This is a genomic window from Cryobacterium sp. W22_MBD10_FK3 (genome assembly GCF_052113745.1).
Classification (GTDB): domain Bacteria; phylum Actinomycetota; class Actinomycetes; order Actinomycetales; family Microbacteriaceae; genus Cryobacterium.
In genome coordinates this window covers 390,790-408,772 of sequence record NZ_JBGQOH010000001.1, presented here as the reverse complement: position 1 = coordinate 408,772, position 17,983 = coordinate 390,790, and the positions used below count along the sequence as shown (strand labels likewise).

Here is a 17,983-nt window from a genome sequence, read left to right as displayed (position 1 = left end):
GGCTAGACCTCTGCCTCGTAGGTGACCCAGCTGGTGCGGGTGCCGACCTCGTCGTAGAGCTTCTGCGCCGCGCTGTCGTCGGCGGCGGTGATCCACTGCAGGCCGCGGTAGCCGTGCGACTTGGCGTACTCGGTGGCGAAAGCCATCAGGTCCTTGTCGACACCGGCGTCGCGGGCGTCCGCCACGACGAAGAGATCGTCGATGAAGAGGCCGACATCGCCGCTGAGGGTGCGGGGGAACGCCCGGTACAGCGTGAATCCGACGAAGTCGCCGTTGTCGTCCACCGCGACAGCGCCGTCGAGGTCGTGGTTCTTGTCGATGATCCAGCTCCACACGCGCAGGGCCTTCTCGTCGGTCAGGTCGCTCTTGTGGAACTCGCTGTACCCTTCGAAGAGCCCGAGCCACGGGAAGAAGTCTTTGTCGCCCAGCTGGCGGACCTTGATTGACATGCGGTTCTCCTTTAGATTTCCGACACCGTGGCGAGCACGATATCAGTGACGACCAATTCATCGGCCTTGACGAAGGTCAAGTCCGTGATGCGGCCTACTGCTTTGAGGTCGGCGGCCACCTGAGCGAGCAGGGCCACCTCTTCCTCCGGTCCACCGATCGTGGCGGAGGTGACGGGGGACTTCTGTGAGGCCTTCGCGTCGGTCTTGGCCCGACGGATGCCCGTGAGCGCCCGGCTGGCCAGGTCCAGGAGCGCGATGCTCCCGGCATCCGGTGCCGTGCCGGAGGTGACGGGCCAGACCGCGCGGTGCACCGACTCGTCGTTCGACCACGACCAGGCTTCCTCGGTGGCGAACGGCACGAACGGGGCGAACAGGCGCAGCAGCGTCGACAGCGCCACGCGGAGCGCGGCCACGGCCGACGCCTGCTCCGGTCCGGTCTCGCCGTAAGCGCGTTCCTTGACCAGTTCGAGGTAGTCGTCGCAGAACGTCCAGAAGAAGCTCTCGGTGAGTTCGAGGGCTCGAGCGTGGTCGAAGCCCTCGAACGCCGCGGTCGCCTGGCCGACCACGACGTCGAGCCTGGCGAGCATGCTCTTGTCGATGGGTTCGGTCACGGGGGCCGCGTCATCGCCGGCAAAGCCGAGGATGAACTTGCTGGCGTTGAGGATCTTGATGGCCAGGCGGCGGCCGATCTTGATCTGGGTGGGGTTCTTCGGGTCGAACGCCGCATCCGTGCCCAGGCGGGACGACGCCGCCCAGTACCGCACGGCGTCCGAGCCGTGCTGCACGAGCACGTCGGCCGGGGTGACCACATTGCCCTTGGACTTGGACATCTTCTTGCGGTCGGGGTCGACGATGAAGCCCGACAGCGCGGCATGCTTCCACGGCGATTCACCGTGCTCGAGTTCGGCGCGCAGGAGAGTGGAGAACAACCAGGTGCGGATGATGTCCTGGCCCTGGGGCCGCAACGAGTACGGGTACACCAGGTCGAAGAGTTCGGGGTCGCGCTCCCAGCCGCCGGCGAGCTGAGGGGTGAGAGACGACGTCGCCCAGGTGTCCATCACATCGACTTCGCCGACGAAACCGTTGGCGGCTCCGCGCTGTTCGGCCGTGAAGCCGGGGGCCACGTCGGAGGACGGGTCGACAGGCAACAGGTCGGCGGTGGCGATGATCGGCTGGTCGAACACCGGGTTGGCATCCGCGTCGAGCGGGTACCAGACCGGCAGCGGGACGCCGAAGAAACGCTGACGCGACACCAGCCAGTCACCGGTGAGGCCGTTGACCCAGTTCTCGTAGCGCACGCGCATGAACTCAGGATGCCACTGCAGGGCGGTTCCGTGGTCGATCAAGCGGGCCCGGAGTTTCTCGTCACGGGCGCCGTTGCGGATGTACCACTGGCGGGTGGAGACGATCTCGAGGGGCTTGTCACCCTTCTCGAAGAATTTGACCGGGTGCACGATCGGCTTGGGCTCGCCGATCAGGTCACCGGACGCGCGGAGCAGTTCGACCATGGCCTGCTTGGCGGAGAACACGGTCTTGCCGGCCAGCTGGGCATACGCGGCCTGCGCCTCCGGGGTGACGATCACGTCGGGCGCTTCGGCGATGATGCGGCCGTCGAAGCCCATGATCGCCCGGTTGGGCAGATCGAGCTCGCGCCACCACACCACGTCGGTCACGTCGCCGAAGGTGCAGATCATGGCAATGCCCGAACCCTTGTCCTTCTGGGCGAGGTGGTGGGCCAGAATCGGGATCTCGACGTCGAAGACGGGGGTGCGAACCGTGCTGCCGAAGAACGGCTTGTACCTGTCGTCATCCGGATGCGCCACGAGGGCGACACAGGCCGCGAGCAGCTCCGGCCGGGTCGTCTCGATCTCGATGGTGGAGCCGTCCGGCTTGTGGAAGGAGACCCGGTGGTACGCGGCGGGCATCTCCTTGTCTTCGAGTTCGGCCTGGGCGACGGCGGTGCGGAACGTGACGTCCCAGAGGGTCGGCGCCATGGCCTGGTACGCCTCGCCGCGGTTGACGTTGCCGATGAACGCACGCTGGGAGGCCGTGATCGATTCCGGCGCGATGGTGCGGTAGCTCTGCGTCCAGTCGACCGAGAGGCCGAGGGTGCGCCACAGCTCTTCGAACTGCTTCTCGTCCTCAACGGTGAGGCGCTCGCACAGCTCGATGAAGTTGCGCCGGCTCACGGGGAGCTGATCGGCGGCCTTGGTGCTCTTGCCGTCGCCACCCTCGAAGGGGGGCACGAAGTCGGCGGTGTACGGCAGCGACGGGTCGCAACGCACGCCGTAGAAGTTCTGCACCCGGCGCTCGGTGGGCAGGCCGTTGTCGTCCCAGCCCATCGGGTAGAACACGCTCTTGCCGCGCATGCGCTGAAAGCGGGCGACGACGTCGGTGTGCGTGTAGCTGAAGACGTGGCCGATGTGCAGCGAACCGGAGGCTGTGGGCGGGGGAGTGTCGATCGAGAAGATCGACTCCTTGGTGGCGCCGGCCCGGTCGAAGCGGTAGGTGCCCTGCGCCTCCCAGCTGGTTTCCCATTTCGCTTCCAGCCCTTCGAGGGCGGGCTTGTCGGGAACGCGGTCAGCGCTGGTCATGACTCTCCGATTCGGTAATAGCGGCACCGTGTCGTTGGTGAGGTGCCTTCAGTAGTGCAGATCCAATCTAGCCGATTCCGTGCTCGTCGCCGCACGTCGACCCCCCGAAGGGGCTGATCCGGGCGGTGTTCGCGAGGGGATTGCCGGTGCAGCAGGCCGGAAACGGTGAGCCGCCGGCCGGTTGTGACCACGGCCGGAAACCCGCTGAAACAGCGGAGGCACCGATGCTGCTCGCTCGGTACTATGACTCATGACCAACCGAGGCACGCCCCGTGAGCGCCTCTCCTGGCGTGCCGGATCGAGGCGGCTCTTCGACAAGCTGCCGACGCCGTGGCTGATCTCGGGGATCACCGCGGTGCTCCTGGCGTTCTCCGCGGTGTTCGGCGGCCTTGACGACGCGCCGGTGCAGGCGGCCCCTGTCATCGAGCCCGGTGCCACCCACGTGGGCGCCGAGCTCACCGTCACGGTCAGCGAGGCGCTGCTGATCGACGCCTTCCCCGAGCAGCTCCTCGTTCCGGAGGAGGGCAACCGACTCCTCGTCGTGCGGGCGGTGGTGGAGAACACCACCACGGGTCCGCTCCGGCTGGCTGCCGGCGCGGCCGACAGCCTCCGGGTCGGCAGGGTGCCCGGCGTGCCGGGGGCGACCCCGCCGTACCGGATCCTGGTGATCGACGACGGCAGCGGGGAGGTGGCCGTGCAGCCTGGTGTACCCGTCGAGCTGGCGTTCATCTGGGAGGTCGCCGGAGACGCCGTTGCGGAGGGGGACTCGATTCAGGTGCAACTGCTGGACAGGGTCAAGATCAGCGAGGGGGAGCTCACCTACGGCGGCCTGTACGACGACCCCGTGGTGACCGCCACCCTCGACCTGCCCCTGGGGGACGTGGGCGCGGGGGTATCCGAATGAACCTGAAAACCCCGCGCTGGCGCCATGCCGCGAACGGTGCCGCGCTCGTGGCCATCCTGTCGGCGGCGGCGATCGTGCTGCACACCACCCCGGATCGAGACCTGCAGCAGTCGCCGATCAGCGTGCCGGGCACCCTGGGCGAGCCGGCCACCGGCCGGAATATCCGGGCCACCGTGCACTCTGTGGCCGTGACGGAGGCCGTGACCGCCGGGACCGGCTGGGCGGGAGGCACACCAGGGGTGTGGGTGGTGGTGAACCTCAGCGTCGAGGCGGTGGAGACCGACGAGATGGCCATATTCGGAACGGCACTGCTGCGTGTCGGCGACACCCATTTCAGCGCGTCGACCCGCCCGGGCCGCACCGCGACGGTGGTCGGCGGCAGACTCGCCACCGGCATTCCCCTGACCGGTCCGCTCATGTTCGAAGTCCCCGCGGACGTCGCGTCGAGCACCGCGGCAGCGGACGCCACCCTCGAGTTCGCCATCAGCTCCGACCCACGGGTGGACTCGCTGCTCGTGGTGCCCGTGGACCTCGGGGACCTCCCCGTGCAGGAGAGCCTGGACGTGGACGTGCCTGAGTGGGGTGCCCGGTGAACGAAACCGTGACGGAGGAAAGCCCTGACGGCGCACGCACGGTGACGAACAAGCCGGTGGGATGGCTCAGGCGGAACATCCGTGGGCTCGTGGCCGTTGTAGTGCTGCTGCCGGTGACCCTGGGAATCATGTTCGCGACCCAGTGGATCAGCTATTTCGAGGGTTGGCCCAGCCGGCCCGTGAACGTCCGGGCCGGCGACACTCTCGAGTACGGCAACGCGCGCTGGCACATCGAGGGATTCGACCGCGTGCTCGGTGACAGCGCCGCCGGGCGCGAGCGGGACTTACCCGCAGGCACCGATCTCCTTGTCGTCACCGTCCTGGTCGACCCGACCGGTACGGGGCCCGATGGCGTGCCCGACCTGTGCGCGGTGCGACTGGAGGAGTCCGGCGCAGACACACCGACACGGCGCTGGTCGAACGGGGGAGCGATCTCCCTGGATGGCGCCCTGTCGGCCCACACCTCGTGCAGTTCCGAGGTGAGCACCCGGTACACCTTCGACGCGGAGTTCGTCATTCCCACCGATGCCGGGGAGTCGTCCGCCTTCAGCGTCGATATCTACGTGGAAGACGCGCTGCCCGAGTACGCCAGCTTTGCCCTCGACTGAGCCGCGACGCCGTCGTTACGCGGGCACAGGGTCCGCGATGGCGGCCGCGTCCCGCCGCTCGCTCAACCGGCGCAGGCAGTAGTCGTAGCCGGCGGCGATGAGGCAGATGCGCAGCGGCTCGAGCAGAACATCGAGTCCGAAGATGAGGGCACCGTCCACGTTCATCCACCACGACTCCAGGTCGTGGGCACCGATGAGCCGGGTCGCGCCGAAGCCCAGCCAGGCCCCGGACGCTTCGATGACTGTGTAGGCGAGCACGAAGATACCCATCGGCACCACGCCGGCGCGCCAGACCAGGGTCAGGGCGTTGGCGAGCGGTTTCCACCGGCCCACGAAACCGGCGCCGACATCCATGAAGCGCCGGGAGACGGCCTTGGGCACGCGGGCGTATCGGGTTCGCACCCTGTCGGCGTACCGGTTCGTCGGCACGCGCAGGCCCAACGGCCCGGCGGTGAGCGCGCGACCGTAGACGATGCCCGCGAGGGCGAGCCAGGCGACCGGGAGCAGAACGAGCGCACCGGCTTCGCCGATGCCCCAGGCGATGGCGTCCCAGGCGACACCGATCGGCGCGAAGACGTCGCCGACGCTGCCGCGCAGGTCCGCCATCCAGTGCATCGCGGCGCGATTCGCCACCCACGCGTCGAACTGCGCGAAGTAGGTGCTGATCAGGAACACGGTGAGGTAGACCCAGACGGCCTCGAGGTACACCGTCAGCAGGGCGGTCCAGCGCGGCAACCTGGCGTTGTATCGCTTGAGCAGGAACCGTCCGGTGAATGCGAGCACGATGGCCGCACCTGATGCCCAGGTGAGTTCGAGGTTGAGCACCCCGGCCGAGGTGTCGGTGTCTTCGAAGGGGTTGATCTTGCCCAGGGCTGTGGCCGCGTATTGCAGGGTGTCTTCGCGCAGGAACTGCCAGGCGGCGTAGAAGGCGAAGAACGGCAGGATGCTCGCCAGGAAGAGGTCCTGCAGACTGGGCCCGGTCGCGGCCGCCGGCGCGTCCTGGGTGCGGTCGATCGCGTCTTCGCCGTTCGCGGCGAGCTCGGCGAACGCGGGCATGCCGGGGCGCAGCACCAGGAACATCCCGATGAAGCTCGCCAGCCGGGCGAGGATGGCGAGGGGCATGATGAGGAATGCGGACAGGGCGTCCGTGGTGCCCGCGAAGGCGGCGACCTCGATCACCAGGTACCGGGCGAGCCAGCCGGCCAGGTACAACGCCAGCAGGACCGGCCACCTGGTGGCGGCCAGCCGAAGCGTCGAGGTCAGGATAGAGAACACATGGCTCAGCGTAGGGTACGGGCCGCCGGGGCCGGGCGCCCGGATGCGGCGGGTTTTTCGGTGGGCGAGCCGGGTTCAGACCAGTCGGGGCACCGCGGCGAGCAGCGCGCGTGTGTACGGATGCGCCGGCGTGGAGAAGACGTCGGTGGCGGTGCCGGTCTCGACGATGAGCCCGTCGTGCATCACGGCGACCTGGTCGCTGACGTGCTGGATGACGCCGAGGTCGTGGGAGATGAACAGCAGGCTCAGGTTCAGCTCACGTTGCAGCTCGTCGAGCAGGTCGAGCACCTGTGCCTGCACGCTCACATCCAACGCTGAGACCGGTTCGTCGCAGACCAGGACCTCGGGGCGGGATGCGAGCGCCCTGGCGATGCCGACCCGCTGACGTTGGCCGCCGGAGAGGTCGGTGGGTCGACGGTCGAGGACACCGGCGGCAAGACCGACCTCGTCGAGCAGCACAAGCGCGCGGGCATCCCGGCCGGCACGCCCGGATCCCGCGGTCGCGGCCGGCTCGGACCGGGAACCCGGGCCGGACACGGCGTGGCCGAGGATATCCCGCACGCTCAGCCGGGGATCGAATGATGCGAGCACGTCCTGGTACATGGCGCCGATCAACGGCCGGCGTGCCCGGCGCTCGGTCTCCGGCAGAGTGCTCCACGGCTGGCCGAGCAGCCGCACCTCGCCCGTGTCGGCAGTGGTCAGCGCGAGCACAAGCCTGGCGGTGGTGGTCTTGCCCGAACCGGATTCGCCGACGATGCCCAGCGTGCTGCCGCGCTGCAGGCTGAAGGACACGTTGTCGACGGCCCGGTGCACGGAACCGTGTGGTTCCCGGAACGTTTTGGCCAGGCCGATCGCCTCGAGCGCGATTCCCGCGTTTGCCGCGGCCGAGGTCGCGCCGGCTCCGGGTGCAGCCGGTGCTGCCGGGTGGTGCGGTCGATCCGAGACTCTCGGGGCGACGGTCGGGGCGGTGCCGCCCGGCCGGGGGCCCGCGGCCGGCGCGAGCCGATGCCCGCGCGGCTTGTCCACGGGCACCGCGGCCAGCATCCGCCGGGTCTCCGGATGCCGGGGCTCGGTCAGAACCTCGGCGGCCGGTCCGGTCTCTACGATCCGGCCGTCGTGCATGACCGCGATGCGGTCGGCGAGGCGGCTCACGACGGCGAGGTCGTGGCTGATCACCACGATGGCGGTGCCCTGCGCGCGCACCTGCTCGAGCAGGGCGAGCACCTGCGCCTGCACGGTCACGTCCAGTGCTGTCGTGGGTTCGTCGGCGACCAGCAGAGGGGGGTTCAGGGCGAGGGCGGCGGCGATGAGAGCGCGTTGACGTTGGCCACCGGACAGCTCACCTGAGCGGCGGCCGGCGTACCGGTGGGCGTCCGGCAGCCCGACCGATTCCAGCGTCTCCAGCACCCGGCGGGTTCGCTCCGCGCCAGACATCCGGGTGTGCAGGCGCAGCGAATCGCCGATTTCCCGAACTATCGGGCGCAGCGGATCGAGCGAGGCCAGCGCATCCTGCAGCACCAGGCCCACGTCGCGGCCGCGACGGCGCCGCCAGGCCGACTCGGACAGGCCGAGCACCGACTCGCCCGCCAGGGTGAGCTCGTCTGCGCTGACCCGGGCGCCCGGCCCCGCCAGGCCGAGCAGGCTGCGCGCGGTGACGCTCTTGCCCGAGCCGGATTCGCCGACGATGGCCAGGCACTCGCCCGCCGCGACCTCGAAGGAGACGCCGCGAACAACCGGGTCGGCGTGAGCGTCCCCGAAGGCCACCCGCAGATTCGCCACCCGCAGGGCGGGCATCGGGTGAGTGGAGGCTGGCGGCTGGTGTGCGGTGTTCATGCGTGCCTCATCCGTCGTTCGATCGCGCGGCCGAGAGCCGTCGCGCACACCGCGGTGAGCACGATGAACAGGCCGGGGAAGAAACTCATCCACCAGGCCGAGGTGATGTAGGTGCGCCCGGCCGACAGCATGGCGCCCCACTCGGCGGCCGGCGGTTGCGCCCCGAGCCCGAGGTAGCTCAGCGCCGCGGCCCAGACAATGGCCTGGCCGACGCCGAGGGTGCCGAGCACGAGAAGCGGCGCCAGGGTGTTGGGCAGGATGTGCCTGGCCAGGATCCGGGTGCGGCCGAGACCCTGCACCGTAGCGGCCTCGACGAAGGCCGAGGAACGCACCCGCAGCAGCTGGGCGCGGATGATGCGGGCGTAGCCCGGTGCCGTGGAGAGCCCCACGGCCACGATCGCGCTGCCAGGGCCAGGGCCGAAGATCAGGATGAACAGCAGGGCGAGCAGCAGCCCTGGAAACGCGAACAGCACCTCGAGGAAGCGGTTGACCGTGAAGTCCACCGCGGCGCCCAGGGTGCCGGCGATGGTGCCGAGCACCGCGCCCAGTCCGAGCCCGATCAGGGTGGCCGTGAGGCCGATCAGCAGGGAGTCCCTGGCGCCGTCGACCACGCGGGTGTAGATGTCCCGGCCAGACTCGTCGGTGCCGAACCAGTGCGCCCACGACGGTGCGCCGAAGGCGGCCAGGGGGTCGATGGCGAGCGGGTCACCCGGGGCGAGCAGGCGCGGGGCTATCGCCGCGGTGAGCAGCAGCAGGGTGACCAGCACGGCCAGCAGCTCCACCACGCTCACGCGCAGCCGGCCGAACCGGCCGCGTGGGGCGGTCTGCGGACGGCCGGCCCCGTGTCCGGTGGCCGAGGCCTGAATCTCCAGTTCGCTCACGAGAACGCTCCGTTGGCGTGCTCGGTGGGTCGCGGGTCGGCCAGGCTGGACGCGAGGTCGGTGACGATGGTCATCAGGATGTAGGCCAGGGCCACGACCATCACGACGCCGACCACAACGGGCACGTCCCGCACGGTGACGGCGTTGAGCAGGGTGCGGCCGAGCCCGGGCCTGGCGAAGATGGTCTCCACCACCACCGCGCCGCTGATCAGCGAGCCGAACGCCCAGCCGGACAGGCCGATCGCAGGCAGGGCGGCGTGCCGCAGCGCGTGGCGCCACAGCACCCCGCGGTCGGTTTCCCCTCGCGCCCTGGCGGACAACACGAACGGGGATTCCAACGCCGTGTTCAGGCTTTCGCGCATGACCTGGCCGAGGAAGCCGGCCAGGGGGATGGCCAAGGTGACGACGGGCAGCACCAGGCCACGGGCATCCGCGGTGCTGATGGGCGGCAGCACCCCCCACCACACACTGAAGACGACGATGAGGCTCGTGGCCAGCCAGAAGTGCGGCAGCGCGGCAGAGACGATCTCGAGACCGGAGCCGATCCGCGCGGCCAGGCGGCCCCGCCCGGTGGACCAGGTGGCCAGCACCAGCGCGATGACCCAGGCCAGCGTGAGCGAAAGGACGGCCAGGAGCAGGGTGCCGCCGAGCTGGCTGATCACGAGCGGGCCGACATCCATGTTCAGTGCGTAGGACCGGCCGAGGTCGCCGGTGGCCAGGCGGCCCACTTGCTGCAGGTACTGCACCAAGAGCGGCTGGTCGAGGCCGTACTCCGCGCGCACCGCAGCGAGGGCCTCCGGGGAGGTCTGCGAGCCGGGACCGCCGAGGATGGCCTCGGCCGGGTCGCCGGGGATCAGTCGAACGGCGAAGAAGGTGACGGTGGCGACGGCCCACAGCACGAAGACCGCGCCGGCGAGTCGCCGGACGAGACCTCGGAGCCGAGGCCGTCCGCCCCGCCGGGCGGCTGTCGTCAGCGGTTCAGCCACGCGTCGTAGAACGCCGGCGTCGACACCGTCGGCAGCGCGCGAGCGCCCTCGACCGCCGAGCCGAGCAGGAAGTGGTTCTGCTGGTCGTAGAGCGGCAGGATGTAGAAACCCTCCAGGATCAGGTCCTGGGCGTCTTCGTACAGCGAAGCGCGCTGGTCGGTGTCGTTGGTCTGGACCGCCTCGGTGAGCAGGCTGTCCACCTCGGGATCGTTCAGCTGGGCGTGGTTGGCGAAGTAGCCGCTCGGTGCCGGGGTGATGCCGTCGGAGTGGAACAGGATCCGCAGCACGTCGGGACCGATCTTGGTGTAGGGCGCGCTGACGGCGTCGTAGGCGTTGCTGCCGAGGGCCGTGTACCAGCTGGACAGGTCCAGCTTGGTCAGCTGGACGTCGAAACCGGTCTCCTTGGCCGTCGCCTGGATCTGCTCGAACACCGACTGTTCGGCGGGGATGGACTGGTTGGTGCTGACCGGGAACACCACGGTGAGCCGCACGCCGTCCTTCACCCGATAACCCTCCGAGTCCGTCTCCGACCAGCCGGCGCCGTCGAGCAGCTCGGCGGCGGCGGTCGGGTCGTAGTCGAACAGGTCCGGTCGGGATACGCCGAGCGGTTCCACACTGGACAGTGCCGAGTATGACCGGTCCGCGCTGCCCTGGAACAGGGAGCTGACCGCGTCGTCGACATTCGCGGAGCGGATGAACGCCTCCCGCACGGCGGCGTCGTTGAACGGTGCCTTGCCGGAGTTCAGTTCGATGCGGTTGGAGGCGCCGGGGCGGGGAGCGTCGAGGTGCACGATGGTGTCGCTGGACTCCGCCTGGCTGATGGTGTCGGGCTGGGCGTTGTCGATCACGTCGACCTCGCCGGCCTGCAGGGCGGCGTAGCGGGACGCCGAGTCCGGGATGAAGCGCCAGACGATGCTCTCCAGGTAGGCGGGACCGTCATGCTCGGCGTCGGCCGGGGGAGAGCTGTAGTCGTCGTTCCGCACCAGGGTGATGGCGTTCTGTTTCACCCAGGATTCGACGACGAACGGGCCGGTTCCCACCGGCGCGGCGCAATTCTCGTCCTGGCTGCGGGCGAGCGCGGTGGGGGACTCGATGGCGAGCCACGGCTGCGCCAACGACTCGAGCAGGGCGCTGTCCGGCTGCGCCAGGGTGAGCCGCACGACGGAGTCCGAGACCGCTTCGGTGCCGGTCACGTTGGCCAGGGCCAGGTAGCCGGTGGATGAACCTGTCGCCGGGTCCTGCAGGTGGGCGATGTTGGCCTGCACGGCAGCGGCATCCAGCGGGGTTCCGTCGGTGAAGCTCACGTCGTCTGTGAGCGTGAACTCCCAGGAGAGCCCGTCCGGGCTCACGGTCCAGCTGTCCGCCAGCCACGGAATGATGGTGCCGTCAGCGTCCAACGAGACCAGCGACTCCAGGAACTGACTGCTGACCAATGCCTGCGGGTAGTTCCCGCCCACGTGGGGGTCGAGGCAGGTGGGCTCCGCGTCGCCGGACGCGTAGGTCAGGGTGCCGCCGGATGCCGGGGTGCCGGTGTCGGCATCGGGGGACGCGCTCGTGCAGCCGGTGAGGGCGAGGGTGAACGCGGCGGCGCCGGCCACCGCGGCCAGGATGAGTGGGCGGGGGGTGGCGCTGAGGATTCCCGGTCGGGGCATGCTGCTGTCTCTTTTCACGGGTTGCACGGTCGGACGAGGGGTTCTCAGACGGGCTGGTGCACGCTGTACCATTGATGGACTGCGTACAACAAAGGAACGCGTCGAGTCCATCGTAGAACACTGGAGGGCCATGAACGATTCCCGAGCCGTCGGTCGCCCGCACGCGTCGTCCCGGGCGATGCTTGAAGAGGCCGCCGCGGAGCTGTTCCTCGAGCAGACCTACGCCAAGACCACGGTCGGGGACATCGCCAGGCGCGCCGGGGTGAGCCGCAACACCTTCTTCAACTACTTCACCGCGAAGAGCGACCTGCTCTGGGTGGATGTCGATGCAGGGCTGGCGGCGCTGCCCGGCGCCCTCGCCGACTGCGACCGCACCGCCCCGGTGACCGAGGCGGTGCGCCAGGCCCTGCTGCGCGTTGCCGCCGGCTTCGGCCCCGGCCGGGTGCCGTGGGCGGTCACCCAGTACGAGCTGATGGCGACGACGAACGAGCTGGAGGCATCCGCCCTGGCCCGGCTTCTCGTGCAGGTCGGCCTGGTGCACGAGTTCGTCGGCGCCAGGCCGGGGCACTCCGTCGAAGCCGACCTGCTTGGCCGGGCCTTCTCCACCTCGGTGGTGGCCGCTGCGGCTGCCGCGGCAGCGGAATGGGCCGCCGCCGGGGTCGGCCGGGGCGGGCTGGCGGCCTACGTCGACGCGGCTGTCTCGCCGGTGTGCGCGGGTTTCCGCACGGTTCTGGACCCCGTCTGAGAGCACCAGCCGGCCGGGTTGCGCGACACGGTAGTATTGACCGAGATGTGATTCACAGACACTGATCCGGCTATCACCGGGGAGTCTTCGGAAGAACGTCGGGACAGGGCCCAGGCCCGGCACCGACCAGTAGAGCCGAACGGGTCGGGCCCGTCATAGCCTTTGTTTGAGCGGTCGTTCGCCTTTCGGGAACGGCAAGCGAGGTGGTACCGCGCATCGCCCTGTCGGGGTGAGCGTCCTCGTGGAATAGGCCAGCGGCTTTTCACCCGCCTCGTCCAGGAGAAGCATGACGTACCCGCAGCAGCCCACAGACAACGCGTTCGGCCTGACCGACCCCGATGCCGCCGTCGTTCCCTCGCCGAATTTCCCGCAGATCGAGGGCGAGGTGCTGGACTTCTGGGAGAAGGACGGCACCTTCCAGGCCTCGATCGACAACCGCGAAGGCGCCCCGGAGTGGGTCTTCTACGACGGTCCGCCGTTCGCCAACGGCCTGCCCCACTACGGCCACCTGCTCACCGGTTATGCCAAGGACCTGTTCCCGCGCTTCCAGACCATGCGCGGCAAGCAGGTGCACCGCCGCTTCGGCTGGGACACCCACGGCCTGCCCGCCGAGCTCGAGGCCGAGCGCAAGCTCGGCATCACCGACAAGAGCCAGATCGAAGAGATGGGCCTGGCCGCGTTCAACGCCGTCGCCCGGGAATCGGTGCTGGAGTACACCAAGGACTGGGAGAAGTACGTCACCCGCCAGGCGCGCTGGGTCGACTTCGAGAACGACTACAAGACCCTCGACATCACCTTCATGGAGTCGGTGATCTGGGCGTTCAAGGAACTGCACACCAAGGGCCTGGCCTACGAGGGCTACCGGGTGCTGCCGTACTGCTGGCGTGACCAGACCCCGCTGTCCAACCACGAACTGCGCATGGACGACGACGTCTACAAGATGCGCCAGGACCAGACCGTCACGGTCACCTTCCCGCTGGTCGGCGCCAAGGCCGAGACCCTCGGCCTCACCGCCGTGCGCGCCCTCGCCTGGACCACCACGCCGTGGACCCTGCCGACCAACCTCGCCCTGGCCGTCGGGCCCGACATCGTCTACGCCGTCGTGCCGGCCGGTCCGCACGGCACCCCGGATGCCGAGGTGCTGCGCGAGCAGGCCGGCGCGCCCGAGGCGACCACCGAGGTGCTCGGCGCCGAGTACCTGCTGGCGATCGACCTCGTCGGCAGCTATGCCAAGGACCTCGGCTACGACAGCGCCGCCGACGCGACGGCCGCCATCAGCCGCACGGTCACCGGCCGGGACCTCGAGGGCGTCTCCTACGACCGCCTGTTCGACTACTACGCCGACGAGAGCGAGTGGGGCACCCAGAACGCCTGGAAGTTCGTGGTCGCCGGCTACGTCACCACCTCCGACGGCACCGGCATCGTGCACCAGGCGCCCGCCTACGGTGAGGAGGACCAGATCGTCTGCCGCGCCTACGGCATCCCGGTGATCCTCTCCCTCGACGATGGCGGCAAGTTCCTTCCGCACGTGACCGAGGTCGCGGGCCAGCTCTGGAGCGACGCCAACAAGCCGCTCACCCAGCTGATCAAGGCCGAAGGTCGACTGCTCCGCCAGGCCAGCTACGAGCACTCCTACCCGCACTGCTGGCGCTGCCGCAACCCGCTGATCTACAAGGCGGTGTCGAGCTGGTTCGTGCGCGTCACCGACTTCCGGGGCCGCTTAGTCGACCTCAACCAGGAGGTGAACTGGGTTCCGGAGAACGTCAAAGACGGCCAGTTCGGCAAGTGGATCGGCAACGCCCGCGACTGGTCGATCAGTCGCAACCGCTACTGGGGTTCCCCGATCCCGGTCTGGAAGAGCGACAACCCCGAATACCCCCGCATCGACGTCTACGGTTCGCTCGACGAGCTCGAGGCCGACTTCGGCGTGCGCCCCACCGACCTGCACCGGCCATACATCGACCAGCTCACCAGGCCCAACCCCGACGACCCCACCGGGCAGTCCACCATGCGCCGCATCGAGGATGTGCTCGACGTCTGGTTCGACTCCGGCTCGATGCCCTTCGCCCAGGTGCACTACCCGTTCGAGAACCGGGAATGGTTCGACTCGCACAACCCGGCCGACTTCATCGTGGAGTACATCGGCCAGACCCGCGGCTGGTTCTACCTGCTGCACGTGCTCTCGACCGCGCTGTTCGATCGCCCGGCGTTCAAGAACGTGGTCAGCCACGGCATCGTGCTCGGCAACGACGGCCAGAAGATGAGCAAGTCGCTCCGCAACTACCCGAACGTCAACGAGGTCTTCGACCGTGACGGCTCCGACGCCATGCGCTGGTTCCTGATGAGCTCCCCGGTGCTGCGCGGCGGCAACCTGATCGTCACCGAGGAGGGCATCCGCGAGGGCACCCGCCAGATGCTGCTGCCGCTGTGGAGCACCTGGTACTTCTTCTCGCTCTACGCCAACGCCACCGACTACACCGCCACCTGGCGCACCGACTCCACCGATGTGCTCGACCGCTACCTGCTGGCCAAGACCCGCGACCTCGTCGAAGCCGTCACCGTCGACCTCGAACGTCTGGACAGCACCCTGGCCGCGTCGCGCCTGCGCGACTTCGCCGACGTGCTCACCAACTGGTACGTGCGCCGCTCCCGCGACAGGTTCTGGACCGGCGTCTCCGCCGACGGCGCCGGTGCCGACGCCTTCGACACCCTGTACACCGTGCTCGAGACCGTCACCCGGGTTGCCGCCCCGCTGCTGCCGCTGATCAGCGAACGGATCTGGCAGGGCCTCACCGGCGGTCGCAGCGTGCACCTGACCGACTGGCCCGACGCCGCTGACTTTCCCGCCGATCCCGGCCTGGTCACGGCCATGGACCAGATCCGCCTGGTCAGCTCCACGGTGCTGTCGCTGCGGAAGAAGGCCGGCCTGCGGGTGCGGCTCCCGCTGGCGAACCTCACCGTGGTCACCACAGACACGGCAGCCCTGGCCGGGTTCGAGGGCATCCTGCGCGACGAACTGAACGTCAAGTCCGTCACCCTGGTCGAACAGAAGCCCGATTCTGCCGAGAGTTACGGCATCACCTCCAAACTCACCGTCAACGCCAGGGCCGCCGGCCCTCGGCTGGGCAAGCAGGTGCAGCAGGTCATCAAGGCCGCCCGCACCGGCGACTGGTCAGAGACCGACGGCGTCGTCACCGCCGGCGGTATCGAACTCGTCGCGGGGGAGTACGAGCTGGAGCTGCAGGCCGCCTCAGCGGCGGCGGACGCGGACTCGGCGCTGAGCAGCTCGGCACTCGCCCTGCTCGCCGGCGGCGGCTTCGTGCTGCTGGAGACGACCACCACGCCCGAGCTCGAGGCCGAGGGCCTGGCCCGCGACCTCATCCGTGCCGTGCAGGACACCCGTAAGTCCGCCGGTTTCGCGGTCAGCGACCGGATCAGCCTCGACCTGGTCTTCTTCGACGAGACGGATGCCGCCACCTTCGCCCTCGCGGGCGGTGTCGACGTTGCCGGTGACACCCTCGCCACCCGCTTTGCGACCCACTCATCCTCGGCGGTCCCCGTCGACGTGCTCGCCGCAGGCACCCCCGCCGAATGGCTGCAGGGCCTGACCGGCTCCATCGTCGAACACTACGTGCGCTTCGAGGCCAATCACTACGCGAACACCGGACCGGTCATCGTTGCCGTCGCCCGCGAAAAAGGAACCATCAATGTCTGACGACTACTACCCCGACGAATTCCGCGACGCCGGCGATGCCGTGCTCGCCGCGCTGCTCGAGCGGGTCGGCGAGAGCGCACCCCAGCCGCGCCTGCAGGCCACCCGACGGGCCGTCGAGCTGCTCGGCGATCCGCAGAACTCGTACCCGATCATCCACGTGACCGGTACGAACGGGAAGACCAGCACCAGTCACATCATCGAGAGCATCCTGCGCGCCTACGGCCTGCGCACCGGACTGTTGGTGAGCCCGCACCTGATCCGGCTCAACGAGCGCATCGTGATCGACGGGGCGCCGATCACCGATGAGGCCCTGGCCGCGAACTGGGCGGACATCCAGCCCTACCTGAGCATGGTGGACACCGAACTGGCCACCGCGAACGAGGAACCGCTCACCTTCTTCGAGGCCCTCACCGTGTTGGCCTTCGCGTGCTTCGCCGACGCCCCCGTGGATGTGGTCGTGCTCGAGGTCGGCATGGGCGGCGAATGGGACTCCACCAACGTCGCCGACGGACAGGTCGCGGTGTTCACCCCGATCGCGCTCGACCACACCAAGCGGCTCGGCGACACCATCGCCGAGATCGCGCGCACCAAGTCCGGCATCATCAAGCCCGCAGCCGCCGTGGTCACCGCCGCGCAGGTACCGGAGGCTCTCACCGAGCTGAGCCGCGCCGCGGCCTTGACGGAGTCCACCCTGGTCGGCGAGGGAAGCGACTTCGCCCTCCTCGCCAGCCACGTCGCCGTCGGCGGCCAGCTCATCTCCGTGCGGGGCATCGCCGGCACCTACTCCGAGCTGTTCCTGCCGCTCTACGGCACCCACCAGGCGCAGAACGCCGCCGTCGCCATCGCGGCGGTCGAGTCGTTCCTCGGCGCCGGCAGCCAGGCCCTGGTCGAAGACATCCTGGTGGAGGGCCTGGCCACGGCCACCTCACCGGGTCGGCTGCAGCTGGTCGGCATCGAACCGACCGTGCTCGTCGACGCCGCCCACAACCCGCACGGTGCCCTGGCGCTGACGGCGGCGCTGGAGAGCTACTTCGATTTCGATGAGATCGCCGTGGTCATCGGCATCCTCTCCGACAAGGACGCCGGCGGCATCATCGAGGCGCTGCGTCCGGTCGCCACCCGCTTCCACGTCACCCAGTCGCATTCCGAGCGCGCGATCCCGGTCGACGACCTGGCCGACCTCGTGGCGGAGCACGTCGGCGACAGCGACACGTTCAGGTTCGGCGACCTCGCCCAGGCCCTCGACGCCGCCCGCGGCTGGGCGCAGGACGCCCCCAAGCGCGCCGTGCTCGTCGCCGGCTCGATCACCCTCGTGGGCGACGCCGTGGCGCTGGCCGACGCGGGGGACTGGATGACCCCGTGAGAAGCGGATCGGTGCGGCGCTCGCTCGCCTCGATAGTGCTCGGCTTCGAGCTGGTCGTGGTGTTCCTGGCCACCCTGGTGATCTTCGGGCTCAGTGACCTGCCCGCCTGGGTCACCCTGGGCGGCGGGGCGCTGCTCTGCCTGATCATGGTCGCCACCCTCGGCTTGCTACGGTACAACTGGGCGTACGTGGTCGGCTGGGCCGTCCAGGTGATCATCGTCGCCACCGGATTCCTCAACCCGGCGATGTTCTTCGTCGGCGCACTGTTCGCCGGCATGTGGGCCTACTGCATGATCACCGGCTCACGCATCGACCGACGGAACACCCCGAGCACCTAGAGCCCGAACACACGGCCCCTCAAACACACGCACAGCCCCTCGAACAC

General features: G+C 69.2%; 14 protein-coding genes. 7 read left to right on the top strand and 7 right to left on the bottom strand.

What is annotated here, in order from left to right; translation table 11 throughout:
* Nucleotides 1-2: 2 nt before the first annotated feature.
* The gene (locus tag ACEN2M_RS01895) at nucleotides 3-449 is read right to left on the bottom strand and encodes a GNAT family N-acetyltransferase (RefSeq protein ID WP_441646414.1); all 447 of its coding nucleotides are present in this window, start codon (nucleotides 447-449) and stop codon (nucleotides 3-5) included.
* Nucleotides 450-460: 11 nt separating this feature from the next.
* Entirely contained in the window at nucleotides 461-3,043 is a 2,583-nt protein-coding gene (gene valS, locus ACEN2M_RS01890) for a valine--tRNA ligase (RefSeq protein WP_441646413.1), read from the bottom strand.
* A 250-nt stretch (nucleotides 3,044-3,293) separates the two neighbouring features.
* Here valS and ACEN2M_RS01885 point away from each other — a divergent pair, with 250 nt between their 5' ends.
* From ACEN2M_RS01885 to ACEN2M_RS01875, 3 genes are read left to right on the top strand one after another with little or no spacing between them, the layout of a single operon-like run.
* A complete protein-coding gene (locus ACEN2M_RS01885) occupies nucleotides 3,294-3,947 on the top strand; it encodes a hypothetical protein (RefSeq protein WP_441646412.1) in 654 nt (217 codons plus the stop codon).
* Nucleotides 3,944-4,540, top strand: coding sequence for a hypothetical protein (locus ACEN2M_RS01880; protein WP_441646411.1), 597 nt, complete (start codon nucleotides 3,944-3,946; stop codon nucleotides 4,538-4,540). Before ACEN2M_RS01885 ends, ACEN2M_RS01880 begins: the two co-directional genes overlap by 4 nt.
* Nucleotides 4,537-5,148 (top strand): hypothetical protein, encoded by a 612-nt coding sequence (locus tag ACEN2M_RS01875; protein WP_441646410.1) that lies wholly within the window; start codon nucleotides 4,537-4,539, stop codon nucleotides 5,146-5,148. The genes ACEN2M_RS01880 and ACEN2M_RS01875 overlap by 4 nt, the downstream gene beginning before the upstream one ends.
* Nucleotides 5,149-5,163: 15 nt before the next feature.
* Here ACEN2M_RS01875 and ACEN2M_RS01870 read toward each other — a convergent pair whose 3' ends face one another.
* From ACEN2M_RS01870 to ACEN2M_RS01850, 5 genes are all read right to left on the bottom strand, one after another.
* A complete protein-coding gene (locus tag ACEN2M_RS01870; protein WP_441646409.1) occupies nucleotides 5,164-6,423 on the bottom strand; it encodes a hypothetical protein in 1,260 nt (419 codons plus the stop codon).
* A 75-nt stretch (nucleotides 6,424-6,498) separates the two neighbouring features.
* Nucleotides 6,499-8,256: a dipeptide ABC transporter ATP-binding protein gene (locus tag ACEN2M_RS01865; protein ID WP_441646408.1), complete on the bottom strand. Its 1,758-nt coding sequence runs from the start codon at nucleotides 8,254-8,256 to the stop codon at nucleotides 6,499-6,501.
* Nucleotides 8,253-9,128 (bottom strand): ABC transporter permease, encoded by an 876-nt coding sequence (locus tag ACEN2M_RS01860; protein ID WP_441646621.1) that lies wholly within the window; start codon nucleotides 9,126-9,128, stop codon nucleotides 8,253-8,255. Before ACEN2M_RS01860 ends, ACEN2M_RS01865 begins: the two co-directional genes overlap by 4 nt.
* A gap of 5 nt (nucleotides 9,129-9,133) precedes the next feature.
* Entirely contained in the window at nucleotides 9,134-10,123 is a 990-nt protein-coding gene (locus ACEN2M_RS01855) for an ABC transporter permease (protein WP_441646407.1), read from the bottom strand.
* Complete coding sequence (locus ACEN2M_RS01850) at nucleotides 10,108-11,775, bottom strand: ABC transporter substrate-binding protein (protein WP_441646406.1); 1,668 nt, start codon at nucleotides 11,773-11,775, stop codon at nucleotides 10,108-10,110. The genes ACEN2M_RS01855 and ACEN2M_RS01850 overlap by 16 nt, the downstream gene beginning before the upstream one ends.
* A gap of 130 nt (nucleotides 11,776-11,905) precedes the next feature.
* Here ACEN2M_RS01850 and ACEN2M_RS01845 point away from each other — a divergent pair, with 130 nt between their 5' ends.
* From ACEN2M_RS01845 to ACEN2M_RS01830, 4 genes are all read left to right on the top strand, one after another.
* Entirely contained in the window at nucleotides 11,906-12,520 is a 615-nt protein-coding gene (locus ACEN2M_RS01845) for a TetR/AcrR family transcriptional regulator (RefSeq protein ID WP_441646405.1), read from the top strand.
* 286 nt (nucleotides 12,521-12,806) lie between these two features.
* Entirely contained in the window at nucleotides 12,807-16,235 is a 3,429-nt protein-coding gene (gene ileS, locus ACEN2M_RS01840; RefSeq protein WP_441646404.1) for an isoleucine--tRNA ligase, read from the top strand.
* Nucleotides 16,228-17,598, top strand: coding sequence for a bifunctional folylpolyglutamate synthase/dihydrofolate synthase (locus tag ACEN2M_RS01835; RefSeq protein ID WP_441646403.1), 1,371 nt, complete (start codon nucleotides 16,228-16,230; stop codon nucleotides 17,596-17,598). Before ileS ends, ACEN2M_RS01835 begins: the two co-directional genes overlap by 8 nt.
* The gene (locus ACEN2M_RS01830; RefSeq protein ID WP_441646402.1) at nucleotides 17,595-17,936 is read left to right on the top strand and encodes a DUF4233 domain-containing protein; all 342 of its coding nucleotides are present in this window, start codon (nucleotides 17,595-17,597) and stop codon (nucleotides 17,934-17,936) included. Before ACEN2M_RS01835 ends, ACEN2M_RS01830 begins: the two co-directional genes overlap by 4 nt.
* The last annotated feature ends 47 nt before the right edge of the window (nucleotides 17,937-17,983 follow it).